Below are 22,288 nucleotides of genomic sequence, written 5' to 3' on the forward strand. Positions count from 1 at the left end.
TCGGACTATCCCGTCTTCTCCTGCTCGAACCCGTCGATCATTCCGAAATACTGCGAGATCGCTGCTGCCGCCATCTGTACGGGAGCGGCGTTCCTCTTGTCTATCGTGCCGCGAATCAAGGGCCCACAAATCGAGAGACCTACTGGCATGTGGTCGAGCACCCCGATTCGCGCGCCGATACAGCCCATCCCGGAATTGCAGATTCCGAACGCAACTGCGTGTTGGCGAACGCCATTGGCGTTGTGCGACGATGCCACCGATCTGTGACCGGCGCTCAACAGTGACTTCCCGATGGTCGACGCTTGCGCTGGGATACGTGAGCCGACGCGAGTCTGAAGGTCGGGGACCATCAGGCTCCCGATCTTCTGGATGTAGCGCACATGGTTTCCTTCCAACACCCCGAGGTGCACGGCGTGTCCAGTCACGAAATGTAATTGCTGAAGTAGGGGCGTAACCACTCGATCCACTTTGTTTCGATACAGCGAGAGCGCGCCCAGATCTCCTAGCTTGTCGCCTATCTCGTACTCGAGTCCTTCGCGGCGTAGCCAGTTCATCCTCACGAGTTTCAGTAGCATCCGGTGCACGGACGATCGCGGAATCCCGGTTCGGCGCGCCACCTCCCCCAATGTCAGCCGAGGCGCGTCACGAAAGCAGTCCACCACCACCGACAGTCTGTCGAGAGTTGACATGGGGATGGACTCTTCGGTGATCGGTCCGATCAACATCGATGTCTCCGTTCCGGTGGCCCGCCGCTTCGGCAGCCAACATTCGTTCCGCCCATCTGAGCTTCCGTGGACACACGACGCCAGTACGTTTCCCACGCAGCGGGAGATGCATCTGCATGGGCTCTCACCAGCACCTATACCGATGATCGGTCATGTTCGTTGAGCCCGAATCCATCCCTCGTCACAGTGATGACCGGAGCCCATCAGATCATGCGGCGCCGAGCAGAACGCTTCAAAATCAGGAGGACACATGAATGCTTCATCCCCGTCGACAGGCGTGATCATCACCGGCGGCGCATCCGGAATCGGATTGGCCTCCGCCCGCGCGCTCGCGGCGATCCGACGACCAGTCGCTCTCTGGGATATCGACGAGGCAAAAGCGGTCGATCAGGCAGCAGTGATCTCCTCCGAATTCGGCATCGACGCCATCGGAGTGGGAATCGATCTCACGAGAGCGGACGACTACGCGGCCGCATTGGCCACAACCCGTTCCTCACTTCCCTCCATCGGCGGACTTGTTCACTCCGCCGGGGTCGTCGATATCGGATCCCTCGAAGGAGTGACGCTCGACGTGTGGGAGACGGGTATCAACACCCATCTACGTCCGCTCATCCTGTTGGTTCAACAGTTGATGCCTGATTTCACGGCCAATCCCGGTTCGGCAATAGTCGGAATCGCTTCGATCAACGCAACTTTGGGCAATGCAATCAACCCTGTCTACTCCGCTGCAAAGGGTGGGATGTTGTCGATGGTCCGATCGCTGGCGGACCGACTGGGCCCGGACGGCATTCGGATCAACTGTGTCTCTCCCGGACAGATTCTGACCCCTCTGCTTCAGCCGACCGTAGACGCATTGGGTGACGGGGCATTCGAACGACGCATCCTCCTCGGCAGGCTCGGTCGCCCGGAGGAAATCGCACACGCTGTCCGCTTCCTGCTGTCCGACGAAGCAAGTTACATCACCGCAACGGAATTGGTTGTCGACGGCGGCAACATCTCGTCGCAACGTATGTGACTTGCCCAGAGATTCACACCCCTTCGACTGTCGTACAACGTCGCTCGGTCCAGCCCACCGGGTGCACTCACGAAAGGAAGAACATGACAATTGCGGATGTCAATGAATCGGAAGAGGTTCGCATCATCGACCAGGGAGAACCTCCCACTCGATTTGCCCGCGGATGGCACTGCCTCGGCCTCGCCAAGGACTACAGCGACGGGAACCCGCATTCCGTCGAAGCTTTCGGTACCAAACTGGTCGTCTTCTCCGACTCGCATGGCGAACTGAAGATCCTCGACGCGTACTGCCGTCACATGGGCGGCGACCTGAGTCAGGGCACGGTCAAGGGCGATTCGATCGCGTGCCCCTTCCACGACTGGAGGTGGGGAGGCAACGGTAAGTGCACCGCGATTCCCTATGCTCGACGTGTCCCCCCGCTTGCCAAGACCCGCGCTTGGACTGCGCTCGAACAAGACGGGCTGCTCTTCGTCTGGCACGACCCCGAAGGCAATCCGCCTCTTGCCGAAGTCGCTATACCGATCATCAAGTCTGCGGAGCACGAGTGGACCGATTGGGTCTGGAAGTCGATAGTCATCGATACGAACTGCCGAGAAATCGTCGACAACGTCGTTGACATGGCTCACTTCTTCTACGTGCACTTCTCGTTCCCCACCTATTTCAAGAACGTCTTCGAAGGACACGTCGCCATCCAGGAGCAGAGCGGCATCAACCGCGACGACATCGTGACCTGGACCGACCCCGACGTACCGAAGTTGGTGTCGAATCTTTCGACAGCGGCCTACCACGGACCGTCGTTCATGATCGACGACTTGCGCTACGTCTACGAGAACTTCACGACCGATTCGGTGCTGATCAACTGCCACTACCCGGTGAGCCCGAACAAATTCGTACTCATGTACGGCATTACCGTCCAGAAGTCCGCAGAGATGCCCGCCGAGTTCGCCGATCAACTGGTCGACGCAATGATCGGGTACATCGGCGTCGGATTCGAACAGGACATCGAGATCTGGAAGAACAAGACCCGTATCGACAATCCACTGCTCTGCACCGAGGACGGCCCGGTCTACCAACTACGCCGTTGGTACGAACAGTTCTACGTGGACGTCGCCGACATCACCCCGGACATGGTCGACCGTTTCGAATTCGAGATGGACACAAGCAAACCCATCGAAGTGTGGAAGCAGGAAGTCGCTGACAACATCGCACGCAGGGCCGCCACAGGAGTAGGGCAATGACCATGGAACCGCTGGACTGCGAGCGGTGCGGAACATACGTCCTCGTGGAGAAGAACAGCTGGCATCACACGTCGACCCAGTGGCGATCAGATTCGCGTACCGCGTGTTTGGAGTACCGCGCGGACCCTGGGACGCCGAGAGTTCGATCCGCAAGTTGTTCCGCATTGAGAGATTCCATCAGCAGGGCCGCAATCGACGGGCGGATAACCGTTCCCGAATGACAATCTCCCTCGCGGCCTTGAAGGCTCACCTCATGGCGGCGGCCAACTGCTGAGACAACGTGCCTTTGTTCTCCACCTCGATGGTGTCGCAGCCCTGCCAATGCGCAGTTCTCCGAAGGAGTTCCGCCAACCGCGGCGCAGTGTCGGCGTCCGCGGTGGGTTCGGCCCACGCCGCGCGGACAAGCAGTCGACGGTTCTGACGGTCGTTCTTCAGATCGACTCGGGCACAGATCTTGTCGTCGATCAAGACCGGAAGCACGTAGTATCCGTGAACTCGCTTGTGCGCCGGAGTGTAGATCTCGATCCGGTAGTGAAAGTCGAAGAGCCGCAACGCTCGATCGCGTGCCCACACTACCGGGTCGAAGGGTGACAACAACGCTTCCGCACGGATGGACCTGGGACGCTTCGCTCGCGGATCGATCCACACCTCCCTTGCCTTGCCTCGACGCTCCCAGCCGTCGACGGACACCCGGCGCACACTGCCGGCATCTTCGAGTTCCTGCAATGCCGTTCGTGCTTCTGCGCTGGGCAGACGAAAGTAGTCGGCGATGTCGTCGAGGGTGCCGAGACCGTGTGCCTTCACACCCCGCAGCACCAGTTCGCGTATCGCCTCCGACCGCTCGACGTGTGCGTCGAGTATCTCGGGTGCAAGCATCTGCTCGGCCAGGCCGTAACGACGCTCGAAACCGGCGCGCCCCGCCGAGACCACCTCGCCCCAACGGAACAGCGTCTCCAGCCCGACCTTCACGTCGGACCACCCCCACCACGGACCGCGCCGTGTGTTCGCCTCGTGTTCGATCTCGCTCGCCGCCATCGGACCGTTGTCGCGCAACTCCTGCCGCAACCAATCGAGGAAGACACTCCGATCGGAAGCCCACCCGTCCTTGTCACTCAACGCTTTGGCGCGAAACTGGTCCATCCGCCAACGGAACAACGGCCACATGTCCACCGGCAAGAACGTTGCTTCGTGGCCCCAGTATTCGAGGTATCCCGAACCGGGGGCGAAGGCAAGCTGATCGAGTCTGGATTTGTCGTAGGCGCCCAATCGCGCATAAACGGGTAGGTAGTGACTGCGTTCGAAGACATTGACCGAGTCGATCTGCAGCACCTGCAGCCGGTCCATCACGCCGACCAGATTGCGACGCGTCACCGTCGTGGGATGCGATTTGCCGAATCCCTGAGCGGCAAGCGCTATGCGACGGGCAACTGCCAGTGACACGACTTCGCTCATAGTGGGCCAGACTACGCACACTCACCGACACGCTTCAGGCGGCCGAAGCCCGACGGCCGAACAGTACTGCCGACATGAACACCTGCAACATGGCCGCGTTCTCTGCGGCAGCGTCGAACTTCATCATGCGGCCGACATCCGGGACCAGGTTGAGCGCAGCGTGAACTACGAACTTCGCCTCTACTGCCGACAGCTCAGGACGAATCTCGCCGAGCACTCGCGCCCATTCGACCACGTAAAGCTTCTGGCGATTCTTCAGATCGCTTCGATGACTCGGCAGAAGGTTGTTCATCTCGGAGAAGTAGACCGACATCAATTCGTGCTGTGCAAACGACAACTCCACGTACATCGCCGACAGTGACCGGAGCACTTGTTCGTGCGAAGTCGCGGAGTCGAAGACCGCTGCCGTCGCCAAGTCCAAGCGATCTGCAGCTCGATAGAACACGGCGCCGAGAAGCTCTGCCTTGCTGGGAAAGTAGCGGTACATACCGGACGCGTTCAAGCCGGCGGCCGCGGCGATCTCTTCGATGCTGACGTCGTGATACCCGCGAGAGTCGAAGAGGCGCACGGCTTCCTGCAAGAGACGTTCACGTTTGTTCGTGGTCACGGTTCGAGGTAACGAGGACTGCTCCAAGCGGCTAGCGGTGATTGCACCCTCACCTTGATCTATCGCCAGACACGCGTCGAGCAGAACCTTCTCCATCGCTCGCTGGGGCATCAACAGGTTATGGACGGTGATACTGCCGATGACGCTGAACATCGCTGCCACGACAAGGGTCTCGTCCCTCGCCGTCATCGCGGGTTCGGAGCGCGAAAGATACCGGGCTACTCGGCGATTGACCGTACTGGCTTGCGCTCGAACGGATTTCCGATCATCGGTGTCGAGAAACCGGCTCTCCCAACGATAGATTCCGGCCGTACGCCGATTGCGGATCGTCGTTCGTATCACTGCAATCAGATCTTCGCGCAACCGCTGCGCATCGGTTGCCGCAGGCGCAACCGAAACGGCATCGAGGGCACTGGCGAGCGCTCCGGTCAACTCCAGTGCCGCGTGGCGGAACATCGCGTACTTGTTCGGAAAGTGCCGATAGAGCGCCGAACCCGAAATACCGACCGCCGACGCGATGTCGTCGACACTGACAGCAGGATATCCGCGCTCACTGAACGCGATTGCCGCTGCAGCCGCGATCTGCGCCTTGCGGTCCTTCGGTCGCCTCTTGACGGAGTCGGACCTCGGCTGCCGAACAATCCCATTCGACGTCTGCGCGTCGACGAACTGATCGTTCAGGCTCACCGTGTACCCCACTCTCCAGCCCTCACGCACAAAGCACTTCGATCCGCCTGCTCATCAGACGAGAATCAGCATAAGCATGATTCTGAAAACTCGTACACCGATTTCAGCACATCGCGCGTCTAGAGTTTCATACATGCAGGTAACGCTGACTTTGATCAGAACACATCACTCGCCCTTCGCCACCTCCCCCGTTGCTTCCACCGAGAATCTTCGTTAACAAAACGTTGCCTGTGGCCACCAGCAGTGGGTAGGGTCACCGCTCGAAGCATCCAGCCCGCATCCACGAAGCAATCCGACTGACAGATTCGGAATATTCGTAAACATACACAGGATGTCGATATGAACAGTTCCGATATCTCCACGTCAATGAAGGAAACTCGGTCAACAGGGCTGACAGTTCGACGAGAATTTCGGTTCACATAATGCTTGCTTGGACACATATATGTGTGAGATGCTTCACAGGCAGTTCGCTCGACCGCCAGCGCTCGAACAGTTCGAACTCCGTGCCGAACACTGTTGATCTGCAAAGGAATTCAATTAGATGACGTACGAGCTGCCAGCCGCGAAGGGCCCGGTGCGAGACGTAGCGTTACAGGGGGGCTATCTGATCGGATTCTCGGTTCAGGCACTCTTCGGCCTGTTCACGGCAATCCTGCGCAGACGACTCTCATTGCACGAGACGGTTACTCAGACCCTGTTCATCGGTCGCGTCAGCACCGGCCCGTCGCTGCTTCTCATGATTCCGATCGGTGTATTCATCGCCGTCTCGGTCGGTGAACTGGCCGGCCGGATCGGAGCCGGTGGATATTCCGGAGCTGTCGTAGCTTTCATCATCGTCGGTCAGGCCGCGGCGCTGGTGTGCGCGTTGATGATGGCCGGTGTCGCAGGATCGGCGATCTGCACGGATTTGGGTTCACGAAAGATCCGGGAAGAGATCGACGCGATGGAAGTGATGGGCATCGACGTGATCGAGCGCCTCGTCGCACCGAGATTGGTTGCGGCAGTGATCGTCTCCCTTGCACTGTGTTCGATGGTCACCTTCGGCGGTGTGATCGCGTGCTACCTGTACCACATCTACGTCCAGCATCTTCCGGCCGGAACGTTCATGGCAACGTTCAGTCAGTACGGGCGATCTTCCGACTTCGTCATGGCTTTGGTGAAGGCTGCGGTCTTCGGCATCGCTTCGACTTTGGTCGCCACCTTCAAAGGTCTACATGCAAAAGGTGGCCCACGCGGCGTTGCCGACGCAGTCAACGAAGCCGTGGTCATCGCGTTCGCGCTCGTCTTCATCGTGAACACAGTGTTGTCCGCGCTCTACACCGTAATCGTCCCGGCAGTCGGTGAATTCTGATGTCGCTCGTCGATCTCCGTGTTCGAGCACGTCAAGCGAGCAGACCCCTGCGAACCGCGGGCGACGGCCTCGTCTCCCTCGGTCAACACGTCACTTTTTACGTCCGCACTATCGCATCGATCCCCTTTGCGCTCACCAAGTACCGCAAGCATGTACTCGGTCAGATCAGCGAGGTCAGCTTCGGCACGAACTCCTTGTTGTCCGGCGGCGGCACCATCGGGATCGTCTTCGCGATGTCGCTGGCCGCGGCGATGATGTTGGGCGTCGAGACCCACCGGGGCCTCGAGCTTGTCGGGATGACCTCGCTCTCCGGCATGCTGTCCGCGGTTGCCAACACCCGTGAACTGGCCCCTGTTGTCGTCGCGATCGCGTTGGCCGCCAAGGTCGGAACGGGTTTCACCGCCCAGATCGGGGCCATGCGTATCTCCGACGAAATCGACGCGCTGGACTCGATGGCGATCCGATCGATCCCCTTCCTCGCGGGTACCCGGGTGATCGCTGCCATGATCTGTGTCATCCCGATCTACATGATCGGACTCCTGGCCAGTTACCTCTCGACCCGACTGGTCGTCGTGTTCTTCAACGGCGCATCGGCAGGTACTTACGACTACTTCTTCCATCTGGCGATCTCTCCGCAGGATCTCCTGTACTCGGGTCTCAAGGCCGTGGTGTTCGCCGCTGTTGTCGCGCTGGTTCACTGCGCGTACGGCTACTATGCCTCCGGTGGTCCGGCCGGCGTCGGGCAAGCGGCCGGGCGCGCGCTCCGGACTGCGATCCTCGCGATCGGAATCCTCGACGTACTGATGACTTTCGCGCTGTGGGGCCTCGTGCCCCAGATCCCGGGAATGGGGGTCTGAGCCGTGGACAGACTCACTACACGCACGAAGATCGTGTACGCCCTTCGCGGCGCGATCGCCATAGTCGTAGCCGTCGCCGCCGCCGTGACAATGGTTCTACGCGGTTCGGGAAATCTCGAGCAGAGCACCGACATCTTCGTCGCTGTTCCAGCCACAGCCGGTCTCATCAGCGGTGAAGCTCCGGTTCGGTACCACGGCGTCAACGTCGGCCGAATCGGCGAAATCGAATCAGGAACCGCCGAATCCGTTGTGCAGTTGCAGATTCAGACCGATGACGCGTCGAAGATTCCCGCTGACGTGGTGGCTCGCGTTGTTCCACGCACGTTCTTCGGCGACATCTACATGCAGCTCGTGGACAGTCCGAATGAGCAGGGCCAGACGACTCTGGCGGACGGAGACGAGATCCACATGGACGACGGTCCCGAAGCCGTTGCGCTCTACGACGTGTACACCAAGTTGGTGGGCGTCCTCACTGCGATGCAGCCCGAGAAGTTGCAGACAGCCCTGACTGCGCTGGGCCAGGCACTCGACGGAAACGGAGCCGAGATCGGTACCACGATAGACAATCTCAGTGCCGCGTCCGGCGTACTGACACCCGCCGCACACCAATTCCTCGAATCGACACCCGAATTCAAGTCGGTCGTCGACGCGTTGGACCGTGCGACCCCCGACATTCTCGATACCTTGGCAGCCGCCACAACTGTCTCGAACGACATGGTCGCCAACAGAGCGAATCTCGAGTCCTCGATCGGCGCGGCCGCAGTCTTCGCCGCTACCGTCGACGATTTTGTCGGGGCGAACAACCGAAACATCATCACTGTGATCGATTCCGCCGGAAAGATACTCGCAACCACCGCGGCCAATCCCGGAGGACTGCGTTCCACCCTCGCCAATGCCAGTACGTTCGGCGCCGCGGGCGCTCGAGTCTTCGCCACCGGAAAGTTCGACATCACAGCAGTTGCCACGTTCGCCGAACCGCTCCCATACACGGGTGATGATTGCCCGCAGTACGGTGACTCGCGCGGAGCACAGTGTTCGGGCTCCAACCTGACGCCTGAACAACCCGTCAGTGCCCCGGTCGTGGGCGGCGTAGCCGAAGCGGCCCCCCTGCGGTACCTCGAAGATCAACTACTGGGCGGATCGCCGGAACCCTCGGATACCCCCAACCCGGCAACAACACTGATGTTGGGGCCGATGGTCAGAGGTAACGAGGTGACCGTCCCGTGAAGGTCCGTCCTGGCCAGGTAATTCGGTTGTCACTCTTCTGTCTCACCGGCGTCGCCTGCGCGTCGTTCGTGGCGAACACGTTGTCGGTCCCGGTTCGCGGAAGCACCGATTCGTACTCGTTCGAGTTCACCGACGTCGAAGGACTCAACCCGGGCAACCCGGTCACCATGTCGGGTGTGCGTATCGGCCGCGTGGACTCGGTTGCGTTCGCCGACAACGGAGGCGGGACGAGCAAGGCGATCGTCGACGTCGAAATCGAGTCGCGATATTCCCTCGAGTCGGATGTCCGTGCCGCCGTGCGCTACGGCGACATGCTCGGTGCTCGATATCTGGCACTGACGCAGGACGACAGCGCAACAACGGTATCCGCACGACAGCTCGAACCAGGTGACACGATACCGCTGGCGCAGACAACACCGCCGATCAACTTGACGGCCCTGATGAACGGGTTCAAACCGTTGTTCGCCGCGCTGCAGCCCGAGCAGGTCAACACGCTCACGCGAAGTTTTGTCGAAACCTTCAACGGCCAGGGCCAGGCAATGACCACCCTGCTCGACCAGATCGCGACCATGAGTTCCGGCCTGGTCGACCGTCAGGACGTCTTCGCGCAACTACTCACGAACATGAACACTCTTCTCACCTCCGTCGACGAGCGTCAACCCGAATTGGTCGGTCTGTTGGACGGTTTGAACGATCTGAGTACTTCCGTCGTCGGGCAGAACGATCAACTGGTCTCGCTCTTGGATCAGGGAAACCGCACTGTCTCGTCGTTGGCTCAGATCATGGCCGGGTCGAACGGTGCATTCGGTCAGACCGTGCAACAACTCGAAAGTGTCACCGGGAGTTGGATTGCGAGCACCGACGAGTTCAACAGACTTCTCGTCAACCTTCCCCAGTTCGCCGACGCCGCCAACCGGATCGGAAGTTACGGAAGTTTCATCAGCCTGTATCTGTGCAATTTCACTCTGAAGGCAGGCGACATGGAAGCCAACATCTTCGGTCCGACACACTCGCCGGTGTGCTCATGATGTTCCTGGTCAAGCTGATCGACGTGTTCGTCGGCATCATGCTCTTCCTGTTCAAAGGGGATCGCCGTCGCAGCGGTAGCGGCACCGCTCTCGCCCTGGGCAGTCTCGGAATCTTCGTTCTGGTGGTGGGACTCGGCGCCGCCTTGGGCATTCCGAAGCTCTGGTACAACGTACGCACGTCGGCATACACAGCCGAGTTAGCCAATGCCAGCGGGCTTTCCGACACCGATCCGGTTTACGTGGCCGGGGTTCCCGCGGGCCGAGTGGATTCGATCGACCTTGCCGGCGACCACGTCGTCGTCAACTTCCGCTTGGACAAGGACCAGCCTTTGGGAAACCAGAGCACGGCGACGGTCAGGCTCAAGACGGTCCTCGGCAAGCGCTACCTGGAGATCGTGCCGGCCGGAGTGGTCGACGACTCCGAGGCGCGGGTCATCCCGCTCTCCCGCACAACCGTGCCGTACAGCCTCGACGACGTCAGCAGTGATGCCACCACTGCGGCAACAGGCGTCGACCTACAGGCGATGGAGTCCATGATGAACACCCTTTCGCAGGTGATTCCCACTGATTCCGATCAGGTGGGCCGGGCTCTGGCCGGAATCAGCGGCGCCTCGGCGGCTTTCGCGCAGAACAGTGAACAGATCGACCAGATTCTCATCATGTCTCGTGAGCTGTCGGACATGGCTGCGGCACAAACCGATTCGATCGTCGGTACTGCGGCCAATGCTCAGACGATCGTTCGAACTCTTGCGATGCGCAAGGACGCACTGACTCAGCTGGTCGACAACCTGACAATCATCATCTCGAAGCTCTCCACCACTTTCGTCGATCGTCAGGACGAGTTCGGAGCCATGACCGACAACCTCGTCGCGGTCACCACCACGCTGAAGAACGACGCAGATCAGATCGACCTGCTGTTGACTCGTCTTCCTTCCGCGCTGCGTTCGGTCACCGATTCAACCGGCACCGGCAATTGGACCGACGTCAACGCGCCGGCGGCCGTGATCCCGGACAATCTGCTCTGCGCGCTCGGCATCATGGAGGGCTGCAAGTGAATACACGAAAAGCCGTCACGGCCATGCTGGTAGTGACCTTGGCGATCGCCCTGCCCGGTTGGTACATATTCGGACGAACAGATCAGTCCAAGACCGTCTACGCCGATTTCAGCTACGTCGGCGGAATCTACGAGGGAAGCAAGGTCACCGTCCTCGGAGTCGGCGTCGGGACGGTCACGTCGGTGGAACCTCGCGGAACTTCTGTTCGAGTAGCGATGTCGATGCCCGACTCCGTGGACCTGCCCGCCGACGCCTCGGCCTATGTCCTCAATCCATCGGTGATCAGCGATCGACACATCGAACTCGGCCCGGCGTACACCGGCGGAGAGACACTGAAAGACGGCGACCAGATTCCGGTCGAACGTGCCCACTCCCCCATAGATTTCGACGGCTTGATGGGAAGCGTCAGCACTTTGGCCGACGCATTTGCCGGGGATGGGGGCAATCTCGGCGATCTCGTGAGCCGCGGCGCCGCCGGGTGGCAGGGCCAGGGCGATCAATTCAACACCGCAATTCGCAACCTCAGCACAGCAACCGGAGTTGTCGGCGCTCGGTCGGAAGACATCGGTGCCCTTGTCGACAATCTCAACACTTTGATGAATGCTCTGGACGCACGGCAGGTCAGCCTCGACGAACTTGTCGGCGACCTCGGCGTCCTGGGTGATCAATGGGCGAGCCAGAACATGGACATCTCACAGCCTCTGCAGGATCTGCAGGTGGTCTTCGACCAGTTGAACAGTTTCATGACAACTCACGGCGATGATGTCGGTGCCATAGCCGACAACGTGCGAGTTCTCGGTGACACTCTGGCTGCCAAAGAACCCGGCCTCGCCGAGTTCATGGACCTGGTGCCGTTGATGATGCAGAACCTCTCCCAGACAATCGGTCCTGATCAGCGCGGGCGCATTCGGCTCAACGTCTCGACTGCATTGACTCAGTTCGCGGTGGCGAAACCGCTGTGCGACACCTACAAGTTGCCGATCTGCACCGGAGCCGGGTTCACGAATCCGATTTCCTTCCCCCTCAGCACTTCTGATCCGCTCGGCATCGCCTCCGCGATTTCCGGCGGAGCCGTCCCCGGAGGTGGCAATTGACGCGGCAATCAGTTCGAATAATCGCCGGTATCGCGATCATCGGTGTGGGTTCTGCGGCCGTGTTCGCCTTCGGCGGCTGTAGCGCAGGCATTCAAGACCTACCCCTCGGTCGTTCGGCCGACGGTGACGCGTACAACGTGGCGCTGCAGCTGGCCGGCGCCGACGGCCTGGTGTTGGGAGCAGACGTCCGCAGCGGCCAGAAAGTCATCGGTAGAGTATCCGCGCTGTCAGCCGATGTCGTCGGAGCCGATGTGACTCTGAGTCTGGACGCCGCGACGCCATTGCCCGACAACGTCGAAGCTTCCGTCGAACTCCCGTCCGCACTTGGCAATCCGTTCATCAGACTCTTGGTGCCGGAAGTTCCGTCCGGCTCCACGCTCAGCGACGGAGACACAATTCCGGAGTCTCGCACCGAGATCGGTCCGCAGGTCGAAAGTGCGCTTGCCACCCTCGGCACGGTTCTGACCGGAAGCGGCATCGACCAACTCGATACCGTGGTGCGCGAGCTGAACACCGCGTTTTCCGGGCGCTCCGGTGAAGTTCGTTCTCTGACCGAGACCCTCACCTCGCTCATGGCAGAGGCAAGCAGTCACCGCAGCGAGTTCGACGAGGCCGTCGACCTCGCTGCCCGGGTCTCCTCCCAACTGGCCGGCCAACGCGTAGTTGTCGACAACTACCTCGATTCCGTTCCACAGGTGGTGTCGATTCTCGTGGGACAGAAGGATCAGATTGCGAGCCTGTTGAACTCGACCGTTCAGCTCGCCACCAACGCAAACACCATTCTCGACTCGTCTCCCAACGGCCTCGACGCGATGCTGCACGATGCGTCGACCGTTGTCGGGACTCTGGATTCGTTCAACTCGGAGATCGGCCAGACGCTGACGAACATGAACGGGTTGCTCGAAAACTTCACCGGTGCAGTGCAGGGTGACTACCTCGTTTTCGACGGCGCCCTGGATATTCCGGGAACGATCGACAAGCTCTGGAGCGGCGGTATGGCCGGTCAATCGATCGCACCAGCGGGAACTCTCACCGATCTACTTCAGGGAGGTCCGCGTTGAGTCGCCTTGCGCTTGTTCAACTTGTCCTGTTCGCTCTGATCGCTGCTGTGGTCATCCCTTTCGGGATCGTCTACGTGGTCGGCCCTCAGGGTTTCGGGGGTCAAATCCGGCTGCACGCCAACATGTCCGACGCCTTCGGACTGACCAAGGGCACGGTCGTCACGTATCGCGGCGTACAGGTGGGGAAAGTGAGTGAAGTCGAACTCGACGCAGGCACCCGCACGGCTCGGGTGGAACTCTCACTCAACGACAACACCGAGATACCTACCGACAGCGTCGCCAAGGTGACGATGGGGACCGCAGCCGGAATTCAGAATGTCGACATCTACCCCAACACAGACCACGGCCCGTATCTTAGGGACGGCGACGAGATCCCCATGCCCGCGGATCAGCAACCGGTCCAGATGAGCCAGTTGATGCTTCAGGCGTCCGGTGTCTTGGAAGGGATTGATCCACAAGCGATCAGCGACATCGGGACCGAGCTGGGGAATTCGTTCAACGGGCTCGGCCCGAGCTTGGCGACGATGATCGACAACGGTGGGACCATGTCGGCGCAGTTGAACGACCAGTCGGCCGAACTCGCTGCGCTGCTGTCGCGAACCTCCACGTTGGTGGACTCCATGGCGACACAATCGGATTCGTTCGTCCGGGGAATGGCAGCTGCCAAGAACTTCACCGAACAACTCGAATCCAATGCGCCGGTGCTGATCTACCTCACCGATCATTCGCCCGCCGCCCTGAACAGCGCTCAACAGTTGTTCGACAAGTACCACAACACTTTCGGAGCGGTCCTGGCCAATCTCGTCACTGTCGCACCGATCATCTCCGACCGCACAGAGGCCCTGGAAACCGGACTTGTCACGATTCCTGAAGGTCTCGCCAAACTGGCATCCATCGTCAAAGGCGATCGCGCCGACTTTGCCTTGGTTGCGACCCAGGGGCCGGTCTGCAACTACGACACCCCTCGGCGTGAGGTCGGCGATCTGTCTCCCACCAGTCCGAGTCTGGCGATGTACTGTCCCCCCGCCGACGACCTCGTCCAACGCGGAGCACAGAATGCTCCGCGTCCGAACGACCTCGGTTTGCAGAACTCGACCATCCCGGGCACTCCGATCGGACCGCCCGTCGTCGCAGATCCGATTCTCGTCCCGACCGGAGTCGACGCCCTGAACTACTGGAGATTGATGTTGGAAGGACTGGGAAATGGCACACGGTGACAACGCACTACTCGACGAGACAGAAGCCGAGGTGGCCGAACATCCGACTTCTCCGTCGCTACTTCACCGCCTGAAGGAGCCACGCAACGCATTGATCTCACTAATGGCGGTAGCGCTGGTCGCAGCATTGGCGGTGCTCGGATTCCAGATGTACTCGGCGAATCAGGAAGACACGCTGCGGCAGGAGGCTTTGGACACCGCACGGGATTACTCGACCATCATGTCCTCCTTCGATTATCAGAACCTCGATGTCAACAAGGACACCATCGCCTCGATGTCGACCGACGAGTTTGCCGGCACCTACCGAACGATGGTGGATTCCCTGAGGGAAGTCGTTGCCGGGGGCCAAGGCCAGGCGAGCGCGACGGCGACAGACGTCGGCATCGGATCACTGGACGATTCGTCGGCCAAGGTGCTCGTGTTCGTCGACCAACAAGCCAAGAATGTCGCAGCGCCAGAGGGAAACACACAGAAGTACCGCATGGTCGTGTCCCTGGTCCGCTCGGACGACCGGTGGCTCGTGAGCAACGTCGAGACCAAGTAACTCACCACACGCGGAGGAAGATCCATGCCCACTCACTACCTGGATTCGGAAAAGTCCGAGTCGTCGCTTCGCACCGATCAGACACGCATCACCATCACGGCCGAGCGTAGACGGTGGGCACGTAAGCCCGCACACATCACCGACGCACTCGATTTCTGGTCGTTCGCCGGAGCCGCTGCCAACGTCATCCTGCAACTCGGTTGGCCCGAGGTGGCGTACGGCGTCATGGAGAGCAAGGTCGAATCGGGTGCTCTGACAGCGCATCCGTGGAAGCGCGCACGAACCACGACGCAGTACCTGACGGTCGCAATCCTGGGCAACGCGGAAGAGCGAAAGGCCTACCGCGAGGCCGTGAACTCGGTGCACCGACATGTGAAGTCGGATGCGAACAGCCCGGTCAAGTACAACGCCTTCGATCGCGAACTCCAATTATGGGTTGCTGCATGCCTGTTCATCGGTTTCGAAGACAGTCATCAGTTGCTGCACGGCAAGATGTCCGAAGAACAGGCGGAGTCGTTCTACAAGTCCGCGTCAACTTTGGGAACGACGCTGCAGGTCACCGAAGAGATGTGGCCGGCCACACGTGCAGACTTCGAGCGCTACTGGAACCTCGGTTGCGAACGCGTCGTCATCGACGAACGCACCAAGCAGTACCTGATCGACTTGGTCAACCTACAGATGATCGCGTGGCCGATACGCCTGGTGTTCCGAAACTTGTTGCGGTTCCTGACGGTCGGATTCCTTCCACCGATCTACCGCGACCAACTCGATCTCGAGTGGACCGAAGACGACCGCCGCCGGTTCGAACACCTCTTCATTTTCGTGTCGTTCGTCAACAGGTTCATCCCACGCTCCGTTCGTCAGGCCGGCAACACCATTCAGATGCGCGACATTCGCCGCCGGATCAAGGCGAGCAAGAATCTCGTCTGAGCCAGCGGCGCGTTATTCGTTGTCAATTCTGCTGCCCTACAGGCAAATCGGGCCGGTCGGTCGACAACAGATCACGGCTGGACATGGGTTCCAGCACGACTGAAACCGGGTCGAAAAGCCGACAAACCGGGCTTATCGAGTGTCACATCCGCCGCATATCGACGCCGTCGAGGCGCGTTTCAGGTGACTTGCATCACATTTTATCTCGTTTATGTAACGCCGGGAGAGGTGGCATATCGCCACGCGACCTGGGAAAACACTCTTTGATGCATTTCTGTTGCACAAACATGTGTCGACACGCCGACCCGTGACCAATCCGTAATCATCTCTTATGGTTGGTGACAGCCCGATCAACCGGGCATTACCGAATCGCCACCGCCCGTCCCACCCCGCGGTTCGGACTCGACAACATTCCTAGTGGTGGGAGCGGAGCTGAGACGGTCACCGTCCTCCGTCGGCGGGACTCGAGAGGATTTACCGAAAATGACCAAGACCACCGTTACCCGTGCACTTGCCTCTGTCGCCGCAGCCGGAGCCCTCGCAGCCGGAGCCCTCGGACTGAGCGCAGGCACCGCATCCGCAGCCACCCACGACTGGTCGGGTGTCGCAGAATGCGAATCTTCGGGCAACTGGGCCGCGAACACCGGAAACGGCTACTACGGCGGACTCCAGTTCAGCCAGAGCACGTGGGAGGCCTACGGCGGAGCGGGCAGCGCCGCCAACGCCAGCCAGGCAGAACAGGTCCGCGTTGCTGAAAACGTCCTTGCCGGTCAGGGCGCCGGCGCGTGGCCGGTGTGCGGACAGTACCTCCGCTGACCCCAGTTCGAGTAGTGCGTCACTGCCCGGTGTTCGTCGAGAATTCGACGGGCCCCGGGCAGCGTCGCACTAGCGACCTTCATGCCCCGCCTGATCCGGCCCCTCCGCCGCTGCTGTTGAAAGACATTACGGCGGTACGTGATCCGTCGGGATGACGCGGAGCGAGCGAGGTGTACCGACTCGCCTTCCGATCACGCATCAGCCCTCGGAGAGCCATCCACAATTTTTGGGCCGTCCTTGCCAACCGGTTGTGAGAACTGACCGGCGCAGCCGTAGAAGCGTACGGGATGGGGTCCTTACGCACGTAGTGCTCCATAACCCCAGCGTAGCCGTGTTTCGATGCCGAAATGTTCGTTTTCAATCGCTACCTCGCATCCCTCACGGCGACCGAACAAATCGATCCGGCGCACTCGATGGCCCATCCTTGACCAGGCGTGCAAATCGTTCGGGTAAATCGCGTGGCCCGAACACTTCTCGACCATTGTGTGACAGAAGGCGGTCAACACTCCACCACTCGAAGTGCTCGACCAGCTCGGCGGCCAGCGCTTCGCGCCCCAACGACCCGCAGGGCTCGAATGCGGTCGCCACCGGCACGAGGAAGTAGTCGTTGATCGCACCACCCCAACCCGGCAATATCGCCGGATCACGGATCTCCTCATGCCACACATGGGTGGCTGCGCCGTAGTCGCGCAAGCCGATCTCCTCGTCCAATTCGCGCGCGAGCGCCTCGGACGGGGTTTCGTCTCCTTCCAAGCCTCCGCCCGGAGGACACCAGACCGTCAGCCCGCCCCCGGGCGCGATGAGTCGGTAAAGCAGAAGACGGGACTGGTCGTCAACGACCAACCCCCTGGCCGAATGCCTCAGACGCATGAGTGCCACTGTAAGTCAGCAGGTCAGGCCATAACGGCCAACTCCGGCAGTCCGGCAACCACAACCGCGAGGTTGTATCCCGACATCCGCAGTTCTCCGTTGTCCCCTGTCCTCGCGTACTCCGCATGCCCGAACGCCCGCTCGTGTTTCACTCCATCCGGGGTGATCCCCTCGGCCGTGGACAACCGATGGAACTCGGTGCGCGTCGGATCGCCACCGAAACGGCCGAACCCCGCGATACTGTCGCCTTCCGCTTTCATGACGTAGACGTGCCGGTCGGCGATACCGAGGTCCGACTCCACCTTGGCTCGCACCCCGGGTGAACCGTAGAACACCACGTCGTCGACCGCTGCGCTTGCCCCGCGTTGCAGCGCAAGAGAAGTCGCGAGGGATCCGTAGGAGTGGCCCAACGCGGTGATATGGACTCCGTCGTTGACCGACGCGGCACGAAGACCGTGAAAGAAGCTACCCAATGCGTCGGCGGCTATGCCTGCTTTGGACGATCGACTGACGTCGAAGCTGGCCCGACCGATGTCGAACTTTCCCGGCCCGATCACCTGTGGCGCGTCATATCCGATCCAGGCGATGGTGGCCACGCTTTCCTTTCGGCCGGCCAGTTCGAGTTGCCGCATCGCCTCGGCTCGTAATCGCGTTGCCTCTCCGACCATTCCGCGCATCGAGTCCTTGACGTTGGTGTTCAGTCCGGGAATCGTCACGGAGATGTGATCCGCTGTGTCCGGATCACCGATCGCAATTGCAGCGAAGCCGCGTTCGCCCGAGCGCATGTCCATGAGCAGTAACCGTCGATCAGGTTCGGCGCGAAACAACTCGTCGAGCGCGTCCAGATCCTCGAGTTTGCGTTCGGCGTACCACTGGCCCGCCCCGGTGTTACTCAGTCTGCCGCCGAAGAACTCGCGGTGAAGTTCTTGCGAGATTCGGACTGAATCATCTTGCAGCCGTGCTCGTTCCGATTGAATTCGATCGAGATTGGCCGGGCTGCGAATCGCAGCAGGAATGCCGTCGAGGTTGGCGATCAGGCCTGGTGCATGACGCAACATCTGACGCTGCCGATCAGGGCTGAACGCTCGCCACTCCTCCCCCACACGCACAGCTTTGTCACGGAGGTCGGTGCCGACCTGAGACCGCAGAGACAACGCATGATGAAGATCCGCGCTGACCAGCAGTGCCTCACCGATCAGTTCTCGAACTGCGACCTCGAGCAACTGGGCGTGCACGTGGAGCGGGTGACCGTCGGCGATGGGCGCAACAGCAGAGACGGTCCCATCCTGACGAATATGCAAGTCGTCGGCGACGGCCTCTTTGCGCAGCGTATCCAGCCGTCGACGGATGTCTCGAACGCGGTGAGCGACCAGAACGCCTTCCAACCCAGCAGACAGTTGATCCAAGGCTTCGACGTCCCATACGTCGATATCTGTGAGATCCACTCGGGTCAGGACGAACGAGCAGCGATCCGGGCCTGTACTTCCGGGCGACGCAACGGAGGGACGGTCTGAGGTGGCTGTCTGCGAGGCGGCAACGCACTGAGCAGGCGCGTCGTCGTTTCGGTCACCTCACGCACCGCCTGTTCGAAGGCGTCTCGGTTCGCGTCGGACACCTTGGCTATTCCGCTCACCTTACGTACGTATTGGCGAGAGGCCGCCTCGATCTCCTCCGGCGTAGCAGCGGGCTCGAGTCCACGAAGTTCAGTGATGTTTCGGCACATAATTCGACGATAACCCTGCTCACCGACGCCGTCACGGTTCGATACATCAATGTATCCAAACTGCCACGCAGATCCGGGCATCACGGTAGTTTCAGTGAAATTCCCCCAGTGACTGGAAGTAGCCACTAACTCATGGACTCTGCACTCACCTCCGTCGGCCTACCCGCCGCACTCGCCATCATCATGTTCGGCCTCGGGCTTTCCTTGACGGTCGGAGATTTTGCCCGCGTGGCAAAAGCGCCGAAAGCCGTCTCGATTGCCCTGATCTGTCAGTTGTTGTTGCTCCCGGCCGCGGCCTTCGGTCTGGTCACGTTGTTCGACCTCGACCCACTGCTCGCCGTCGGCATGATGCTCCTCGCCGCATCACCGGGCGGCACCACGGCAAACCTGTTCAGCCATCTGTTCCGCGGCGATGTCGCTCTCAATGTGACACTCACTGCGGTCAATTCGGTGATAGCGGTGGTCACCCTTCCGCTCATCACCAACTTCGCGTTGGGCTACTTCGAACCCGGGGACGCGGACGGCACCCTCGGACTGCAGTTCACGAAGGTACTTCAGGTCTTTGCCGTCGTACTGATTCCTGTCGCCCTCGGAATGTGGGTTCGATTGCGCTCGAGCGCCTTTGCCGAGCGCATGGACAAGCCCGTCCGCATCGGATCCGCGGTGGTTCTGGCACTGGTGATCGTCGGAACGGTTGTTTCCGAGCGCGAGAACATCGCGGACTATCTCGTCGACATCGGCGTCGTCGCTGCCTTGTTCTGCCTACTGAGCCTCTCGATCGGTTACGTCGTTCCCCGGATATTCGGCATCGAGGATCGTCAGGCCATCGCCAGTTCCATGGAAATCGGCATCCACAACAGCACGTTGGCGATCACCATCGCCGTCAGTCTCCTCGACAACGTGCAATTGGCAGTGCCGGCCGCGGTGTACGGCGTTCTGATGTTCCCGCTCGCTGCAGCCTTCGGCGCCGCCATCACCCGAAAGTCACGGACCATGGCCGAAATCGACTAATATCAGGCGGTTTTCGATATAGGTGATCTGGTATCGCCAACCCTACGATCGATACGGACTCAGACCGAAGGGTATCGAAAAAATGCTGACCAACACACCTACCGTGCCGGACGAACGCGTCTGGCAAGAGCTAGTCGACGCACTTACCCGTCGTCAATTCGGCATCGGAGCCGGGATGGCAGCAGTCGCAACTATTCTGTCGTCCTGCAGTTCCAGCGACGGTTCAGGTACCGATGATGACGCTCAAATGCGCACCGTCACCACGCCGTTGGGGACCTACGACATACCTACCAACCCGAAGCGGGTCTTGGCCGTCGACGCCCGAACCGACCTCGAGCTCGCCATTGCCCTGGAACTACCGGTGTTCGGATACAACATCTCGCCCGTCACCAAGTGGGTTCCCGCCGACGGCTCGGCCGAATACCTCAGCGACAAGCCCAATCTGGAGCAGATCCTCGGACTCGCACCCGATCTCATCATCTGCGTCAACGCCGACAACGAGTACTGGCCCGCTGCAAAGCTCCAAGCCATCGCTCCTGTCCTGACGACCGAATCGAAGCAGACGTGGCGGGAGAACCTGACCCGGCTCTCCGATTGGCTGGGCCGAACACCCACTATGGATCGCCTGATCACCGATTACGACGCTCTGATCACCGACATTCGCACTCGACACGCTTCGGCGATCGCGGGCAAAACCGTCGCAAGCTTGTCCTACAGTCCGGACAAGGCCACGATCTACATCGACAGCCTGCCCGTGTCGGAGGAAACGGGTAAGAAGAATCGTCAACCCACCGACATGACGCTCGCCGATATCGGCGGAAGAACATTGAGCACAACCGGTTTCGACAATCAGGGACGACTGAGCATCGAAGAGATGGATCGCTTGCAAGACTGCGACGCGTTCATGGTTTCTGTCACCGACAGCAGTGACACCACCTTCGATCAACTCTCGGACAACAAGTTGTGGCAACGACTTCCGGCTGTGCAGGCCGGGAACGTCACCGTTCTGCAAGGAAGTACGTACTACGGGTCCATCTACACCAACATGTACGTCGCCAAGGGCTGGGACGATCTCTATTCGACGCTCGACTGATCAGCCTTGTCCGTGGAAATGCCGGCCGCTCCCGCGCGGTCGGCTTTTCACGTTTCGAGGTCGATGCCCAACGCTCCGGAGAGGGTCCGCAGACAGATCACTCTCAACTCTTCCTGCGGTATGGAAGGTTGATCGAGCCAGTCGAGGCAGACAGCTCGGACGAACGCGATCCATCCCCGAACTGCAACGGCAGCGAGCTGTCTTCTTTCGCCCTCGAATCCCAGTGCATCGAGGATTCGAATCTGCTGCTGTTCGAGTTCGCGCTCGACAATCGCCCGGATACCGGCCTCGGCCGAGAGCGTCCCGACGTTGATGGCGCGCACTCCCCTGCTGTGCGACTTCACGTACGCGAAGTAGGCGTCCAACCCGGCTGCCACCTGTTCGCGCACCGGTAGCGTCGCGTCGGGTGCGGTCACCTCGAGCAGGTGCTGCGATTCGCGCTCGACGATTGCGGCGAAGAAGTCTCGCTTGGTCGGAAAATAGTGGTACATCAACCCGCGCGAGACGCCCGCAATCTCGGCGACCTCTTCGATCCACACATCCTCGTACGAGCGATCGGCAAAAAGTTGCGCGCCGATATCGAGCAACTGCGTGCGCCGCTGCTCTCGGTCCAGGCGTTTTCGTGGTGCGACCATAGGCAAGTCAGATTACTACTTGACACCGATTCAGTAAGGCGTACTTTGCGTA

Annotated in this window: 21 protein-coding genes and 1 pseudogene; 15 read left to right on the plus strand and 7 right to left on the minus strand. The window is 60.4% G+C overall.

The genetic code is table 11. The features are described 5' to 3' along the window. Positions 1-5: 5 nt before the first annotated feature. Positions 6-725 carry an IclR family transcriptional regulator gene (locus tag AC1Q61_RS21910; protein WP_065351946.1) on the minus strand — a complete coding sequence of 240 codons (720 nt, stop codon included), beginning with the start codon at positions 723-725 and terminating at the stop codon, positions 6-8. 250 nt (positions 726-975) lie between these two features. Between AC1Q61_RS21910 and AC1Q61_RS21915 the strand changes: the two genes are divergently transcribed. Continuing rightward, positions 976-1,740, plus strand: coding sequence for an SDR family NAD(P)-dependent oxidoreductase (locus AC1Q61_RS21915; protein ID WP_007734247.1), 765 nt, complete (start codon positions 976-978; stop codon positions 1,738-1,740). An 83-nt stretch (positions 1,741-1,823) separates the two neighbouring features. Next, a complete protein-coding gene (locus AC1Q61_RS21920; protein ID WP_454836593.1) occupies positions 1,824-2,978 on the plus strand; it encodes a 3-ketosteroid-9-alpha-monooxygenase, oxygenase component in 1,155 nt (384 codons plus the stop codon). A gap of 246 nt (positions 2,979-3,224) precedes the next feature. On the opposite strand, the gene AC1Q61_RS21925 is transcribed toward AC1Q61_RS21920, so the two are convergent. Continuing rightward, positions 3,225-4,430 (minus strand): winged helix-turn-helix domain-containing protein, encoded by a 1,206-nt coding sequence (locus tag AC1Q61_RS21925; RefSeq protein ID WP_161120939.1) that lies wholly within the window; start codon positions 4,428-4,430, stop codon positions 3,225-3,227. Positions 4,431-4,464: 34 nt separating this feature from the next. Beyond that, entirely contained in the window at positions 4,465-5,724 is a 1,260-nt protein-coding gene (locus AC1Q61_RS21930) for a TetR/AcrR family transcriptional regulator (protein ID WP_454836591.1), read from the minus strand. Positions 5,725-6,265: 541 nt separating this feature from the next. Here AC1Q61_RS21930 and AC1Q61_RS21935 point away from each other — a divergent pair. The 11 genes and pseudogenes from AC1Q61_RS21935 to AC1Q61_RS21985 form a co-directional block, all read left to right on the plus strand. Then, positions 6,266-7,075 carry an MlaE family ABC transporter permease gene (locus tag AC1Q61_RS21935; RefSeq protein ID WP_003945485.1) on the plus strand — a complete coding sequence of 270 codons (810 nt, stop codon included), beginning with the start codon at positions 6,266-6,268 and terminating at the stop codon, positions 7,073-7,075. Beyond that, positions 7,075-7,932, plus strand: a complete 858-nt coding sequence (locus AC1Q61_RS21940) for an MlaE family ABC transporter permease (protein ID WP_003945491.1) — start codon at positions 7,075-7,077, stop codon at positions 7,930-7,932. The genes AC1Q61_RS21935 and AC1Q61_RS21940 overlap by 1 nt, the downstream gene beginning before the upstream one ends. Before the next feature lie 3 nt (positions 7,933-7,935). Then, entirely contained in the window at positions 7,936-9,159 is a 1,224-nt protein-coding gene (locus AC1Q61_RS21945) for an MCE family protein (protein WP_007734237.1), read from the plus strand. After that, the gene (locus AC1Q61_RS21950; RefSeq protein ID WP_042449469.1) at positions 9,156-10,187 is read left to right on the plus strand and encodes an MCE family protein; all 1,032 of its coding nucleotides are present in this window, start codon (positions 9,156-9,158) and stop codon (positions 10,185-10,187) included. Before AC1Q61_RS21945 ends, AC1Q61_RS21950 begins: the two co-directional genes overlap by 4 nt. Beyond that, positions 10,187-11,242, plus strand: coding sequence for an MCE family protein (locus AC1Q61_RS21955; RefSeq protein ID WP_042920550.1), 1,056 nt, complete (start codon positions 10,187-10,189; stop codon positions 11,240-11,242). Before AC1Q61_RS21950 ends, AC1Q61_RS21955 begins: the two co-directional genes overlap by 1 nt. Next, positions 11,239-12,336 (plus strand): MCE family protein, encoded by a 1,098-nt coding sequence (locus AC1Q61_RS21960; protein WP_042920454.1) that lies wholly within the window; start codon positions 11,239-11,241, stop codon positions 12,334-12,336. Before AC1Q61_RS21955 ends, AC1Q61_RS21960 begins: the two co-directional genes overlap by 4 nt. Continuing rightward, on the plus strand, positions 12,333-13,397 hold the full coding sequence (locus tag AC1Q61_RS21965; protein WP_042920457.1) for an MCE family protein: 1,065 nt from the start codon (positions 12,333-12,335) through the stop codon (positions 13,395-13,397). The genes AC1Q61_RS21960 and AC1Q61_RS21965 overlap by 4 nt, the downstream gene beginning before the upstream one ends. Beyond that, positions 13,394-14,614, plus strand: a complete 1,221-nt coding sequence (locus tag AC1Q61_RS21970; RefSeq protein ID WP_042920459.1) for an MlaD family protein — start codon at positions 13,394-13,396, stop codon at positions 14,612-14,614. Before AC1Q61_RS21965 ends, AC1Q61_RS21970 begins: the two co-directional genes overlap by 4 nt. Further along, a complete protein-coding gene (locus tag AC1Q61_RS21975; protein ID WP_042920461.1) occupies positions 14,601-15,158 on the plus strand; it encodes a hypothetical protein in 558 nt (185 codons plus the stop codon). Before AC1Q61_RS21970 ends, AC1Q61_RS21975 begins: the two co-directional genes overlap by 14 nt. A gap of 24 nt (positions 15,159-15,182) precedes the next feature. Beyond that, the gene (locus AC1Q61_RS21980; RefSeq protein WP_042920462.1) at positions 15,183-16,088 is read left to right on the plus strand and encodes an oxygenase MpaB family protein; all 906 of its coding nucleotides are present in this window, start codon (positions 15,183-15,185) and stop codon (positions 16,086-16,088) included. A gap of 483 nt (positions 16,089-16,571) precedes the next feature. Further along, positions 16,572-16,898 (plus strand): annotated as a pseudogene (locus tag AC1Q61_RS21985) (transglycosylase family protein); the annotation flags it as partial. Between the two features lie 384 nt (positions 16,899-17,282). On the opposite strand, the gene AC1Q61_RS21990 reads toward AC1Q61_RS21985, so the two are convergent. Genes AC1Q61_RS21990 through AC1Q61_RS22000 form a run of 3 tightly spaced genes read right to left on the minus strand, consistent with a single transcriptional unit; the run spans position 17,283 to position 19,497 of the window. Continuing rightward, positions 17,283-17,774, minus strand: a complete 492-nt coding sequence (locus AC1Q61_RS21990) for an NUDIX domain-containing protein (RefSeq protein ID WP_128637858.1) — start codon at positions 17,772-17,774, stop codon at positions 17,283-17,285. Between the two features lie 23 nt (positions 17,775-17,797). Beyond that, positions 17,798-19,219 (minus strand): alpha/beta hydrolase, encoded by a 1,422-nt coding sequence (locus AC1Q61_RS21995; protein ID WP_042449462.1) that lies wholly within the window; start codon positions 19,217-19,219, stop codon positions 17,798-17,800. A gap of 5 nt (positions 19,220-19,224) precedes the next feature. Then, a complete protein-coding gene (locus AC1Q61_RS22000) occupies positions 19,225-19,497 on the minus strand; it encodes a DUF2277 domain-containing protein (protein WP_003945457.1) in 273 nt (90 codons plus the stop codon). A gap of 132 nt (positions 19,498-19,629) precedes the next feature. Between AC1Q61_RS22000 and AC1Q61_RS22005 the strand changes: the two genes are divergently transcribed. Both AC1Q61_RS22005 and AC1Q61_RS22010 read left to right on the plus strand, forming a co-directional pair. Continuing rightward, on the plus strand, positions 19,630-20,508 hold the full coding sequence (locus AC1Q61_RS22005) for a bile acid:sodium symporter family protein (RefSeq protein ID WP_192711939.1): 879 nt from the start codon (positions 19,630-19,632) through the stop codon (positions 20,506-20,508). Between the two features lie 82 nt (positions 20,509-20,590). Beyond that, positions 20,591-21,601, plus strand: a complete 1,011-nt coding sequence (locus AC1Q61_RS22010; protein ID WP_256520365.1) for an ABC transporter substrate-binding protein — start codon at positions 20,591-20,593, stop codon at positions 21,599-21,601. 47 nt (positions 21,602-21,648) lie between these two features. Here the strand turns inward: AC1Q61_RS22010 and AC1Q61_RS22015 are convergent, their stop codons facing one another. Continuing rightward, on the minus strand, positions 21,649-22,236 hold the full coding sequence (locus tag AC1Q61_RS22015) for a TetR/AcrR family transcriptional regulator (protein WP_003945528.1): 588 nt from the start codon (positions 22,234-22,236) through the stop codon (positions 21,649-21,651). Positions 22,237-22,288 lie beyond the last annotated feature (52 nt).

Source organism: Rhodococcus sp. MPR-R1B (assembly GCF_058793255.1).